Source organism: Arthrobacter sp. Y3225116, assembly GCF_059091245.1.
On the sequence record NZ_JBNHGL010000273.1, the window covers coordinates 1 to 3,457 of the forward strand.

General features: G+C 72.4%; 3 protein-coding genes. All 3 read left to right on the plus strand.

What is annotated here, in order from left to right; all coding sequences use genetic code 11:
- Positions 1 to 57 precede the first annotated feature (57 nt).
- From AC5RV2_RS15935 to AC5RV2_RS15945, 3 genes are read left to right on the plus strand one after another with little or no spacing between them, the layout of a single operon-like run.
- On the plus strand, positions 58 to 1,125 hold the full coding sequence (locus tag AC5RV2_RS15935; protein ID WP_494093140.1) for a glycosyltransferase family 9 protein: 1,068 nt from the start codon (positions 58 to 60) through the stop codon (positions 1,123 to 1,125).
- A complete protein-coding gene (locus AC5RV2_RS15940) occupies positions 1,122 to 2,126 on the plus strand; it encodes a glycosyltransferase family 4 protein (protein WP_494093141.1) in 1,005 nt (334 codons plus the stop codon). Before AC5RV2_RS15935 ends, AC5RV2_RS15940 begins: the two co-directional genes overlap by 4 nt.
- Positions 2,123 to 3,385, plus strand: coding sequence for a glycosyltransferase (locus AC5RV2_RS15945; protein ID WP_494093142.1), 1,263 nt, complete (start codon positions 2,123 to 2,125; stop codon positions 3,383 to 3,385). The genes AC5RV2_RS15940 and AC5RV2_RS15945 overlap by 4 nt, the downstream gene beginning before the upstream one ends.
- The last annotated feature ends 72 nt before the right edge of the window (positions 3,386 to 3,457 follow it).

The following is a 3,457-nucleotide window of genomic DNA, read 5'->3' on the forward strand; positions in this document are numbered from 1 at the left end:
GGCGCTGGTCGCCGAAGACCTCACCGCCGCGGTGTCGCTGCTGCTGGAGGGCCGGCGATGAGCCGGGTGTTGGTGGCGCGGCTGGACAGCGTCGGAGACGTGCTGCTGGCGGGCCCTGCGGTGCGGGCTGTGGCTGCAGGCCACGGCGGCAATTCCCGCGACGTCATGATGCTGTGCGGCCCGCAGGGCAAAGCTGCCGCGGAATTGCTGCCCGGCGTCGCAGGCGTCTTCAGCTGGGCCAGCCCGTGGATCGTCGATCCCGCGCCGCCGGCGACCCGGGAACACGTGGCCGCGTTGGCGGACTGGGTGCGGGCCTCGGAGATTTCCGAGGCCGTCATCCTCACGTCTTTTCACCAGTCGCCGCTGCCCTTGGCGCTGCTGCTGCGGCTGGCCGGCGTCGGGCGCATCACCGGCGCTTCCGTCGATTACGCCGGGTCGCTGCTGGATCAGCGGCTCCGGCCCGGCGAGGACTTCCCGGAGGACCAGCCGGAGGCCGAACGGGCACTGCAGATCGCCGCGGCCGCCGGGTACCGGCTTCCGGCCGACGACGACGGCCGCCTGCAGGTGCAAGGCATCCCGGATACCACTGACCTGACCGGCATCGGGCCTTACATCGCCGTGCACCCCGGCGCCTCGGTTCCGGCGCGGGCCTGGCCGCCCCTGCATCACGCCGCCGCCGTCGAACTGCTGATCGGCGCCGGCTACCGCGTGGTGGTCACCGGCGGTCCGCAGGAGCAGGACCTGACGGCCACGGTCGCCGTCCCCGGCGCACTGGACCTGGGCGGGAAGACCGACCTGCGGAGCCTGGCCGGGGTCCTGGCCGGCGCGTCCGCCGTCGTGACTGGAAATACCGGGCCGGCCCACCTGGCCGCGGCCGTGGGCACCCCGGTGGTGTCCCTGTTCGCGCCGGTGGTTCCGGCGGTCCGTTGGGCACCGTACAAGGTTCCGCTGGAGTTGCTCGGGGACCAGCAGGCGCCCTGCCGGCTCAGCAGGGCACGCAATTGCCCGGTTCCCGGGCATCCCTGCCTGTCCCAGGTGGCGCCCGAGGAAGTGCTCGAGGCTGTACAGCGGCTGACCCGCGACGTGACGTACTTGTCCGCGCGGAGAAAGACGAGGAACGCATGAAGATTCTGCTCTGGCATGTCCACGGCGGCTGGACCGACGCTTTTGTGCGCGGCCGCCACGAATACCTGCTGCCCGCCACCGCCGAGGGCGGCCCGTGGGGCCTGGGCCGCGCCGGCCGCGACTGGCCGTCGTCGGTCCGGGACGTGCACCCGGACCGGCTGCGTGACGAGGACCCCGACGTCGTGGTGCTGCAGCGGCCCGAGGAAATCGAGGAATGCGAGCGGCTGTTGGGCCGCCGGCCGGGCCGGGACATCCCCGCGGTGTTCCTGGAGCACAACACCCCCAAGGGGGACGTGCCCAACTCGCTGCACCCGCTGGCCGACCAGCAGGACATGACCGTCGTGCATGTCACCCACTTCAACCGCCTGTTCTGGGACTGCGGAACCGCGCGGACCACGGTGATCGAGCACGGCATCGTGGATCCCGGCCGGCTCTACACCGGGGAGCTGGAACGCCAGGGCGTGGTCGTCAACGAGCCGGTCCGCCGCTGGCGCGTGACCGGAACGGATCTGCTGCCGGCCTTCGCCGAGGCAGGGCCACTGGAAGTGTTCGGCATGGGCACCGACCAGCTGGGCGCGGCCACCGGGCTGGGCGCGGACAAGCTGCACGTGCGCGGCGACCTGCCCGGCCCGCTGCTGCACGCGGAACTGGCCCGCTGCCGCCTCTACCTGCACCCCCTGCGCTGGACCTCGCTGGGCCTGGCGCTGCTGGAAGCCATGCATCTGGGCATGCCGGTGGTGGTGCTGGACAGCACGGAGGCCGCCCGGGCCGTGCCGCCGGAGGCGGGCGCCATCTCAGCCGATGTGGACCAGCTGCGCCGCGAAGCGGCCCGGCTGCTGAAGGACCCCGACGAGGCCGCTGCGCGCGGAGCAGTCGCGCGCGAGGCCGCCCTGCGGAACTACGGGCTGCAGGCCTTTCTGGACAACTGGGACAGTCTGCTGGCAGAGACCACCACGCGCGCCGGCCGCGTCATTGCCGCCAACGAGAGGAGAGAGCCGTGAGGATATCGATGGTTTCCGAACATGCCAGCCCGCTGGCGGCGCTGGGTGGTGTGGATGCCGGCGGCCAGAACGTGCATGTGGCGGCCCTCTCCGCCGCCTTGGCCCGGCGGGGCCACAGCGTGAGCGTCTACACCCGCCGCGACGATCCGATGCTTCCCGCCCGCGTGACGATGCGGCCGGGAGTGGAAGTGGTCCACCTCAACGCCGGACCGCCCGAACCGGTCTCCAAGGATGAGCTGCTGCCCTTCATGGGCCAGCTGGCCGACGGGATCAGCGCGGACTGGGCGGACGGCCCGCCGGATCTGGTGCACGCGCACTTCTGGATGTCGGGTGTGGCGGCCCTCGACGCCGCCCGCCGCCCGGGAAGCCCTTCGGTGCCGGTGCTGCAGACCTTCCACGCGCTCGGCACCGTGAAGCGGCGGCATCAGGGCGCGCAGGACACCAGCCCGGCCGAACGGGAGTGGCTGGAACCATCCGTCGGCCGCAGCGTGGACCGGATCATCGCGACGTGCTCGGACGAAGTGTTCGAATTGGCCGCCATGGACATCCCGCGCGGCAACATTTCCATTGCCCCCTGCGGCGTGGACCTGGGACTTTTCAAGGCCGACGGGGAGGTCGAACCGCGCGGCCGCACCCACCGCATCGTCACGCTGGGCCGTCTGGTTCCGCGCAAGGGCATCGACCTGGCCGTCCAGGCCCTGCGGTTGCTCAAGGACCAGGGACTGGACGACGTCGAACTGATCGTGGTCGGCGGCGCCTCCGGTGCCACCGGACTGACGGCCGACCCCGAGGCCCAGCGGCTGCGCGGCCTCGCCCGTGAGCTCGGCGTGGAAGACCAGCTGGTGCTGCGCGGCCAGTTACCCCGGGAAGAAATCCCGGCGGTGCTGCGCAGCGCCGACGTCGTCGTCTGCGCGCCATGGTACGAACCGTTCGGAATCGTCCCGCTGGAAGCGATGGCGTGCGGCGTTCCGGTGGTCGCGGCCTCGGTCGGCGGGCTGATCGATACCGTGGTGGACCGCAAGACCGGCCTGCACGTACCGCCGCGCGACCCGGAGGCGGTGGCCGAAGCCGTGGCCGAGCTGCTGGCGAATCCCCAGCTGCGCCGCGACCTCGGCCGCGCCGGCCAGCAGCGCGTGCGGAACCGCTACTCCTGGGACCGGGTGGCCGCCGACACCGAAAAGGCCTATCACCTGGCGGTCAGCCGGAGCGCGGGCGCCGTCGCCGCCGGCGTCCGGCAGCTGGAAGGGGAGGCACTGTGAAGCGCCCAGCCGCCATCGCCAAGACAGCAGCACGGACCACGGCACTGGCCACCGCCGCCGCCCCGGCCGCCC

Excerpts from the sequence above, each read along its gene's own strand:
- AC5RV2_RS15935 (WP_494093140.1), top strand. The coding sequence starts at position 58 with ATGAGCCGGGTGTTGGTGGCGCGGCTGGACAGCGTCGGAGACGTGCTG.
- AC5RV2_RS15940 (WP_494093141.1), top strand. The coding sequence starts at position 1,122 with ATGAAGATTCTGCTCTGGCATGTCCACGGCGGCTGGACCGACGCTTTT.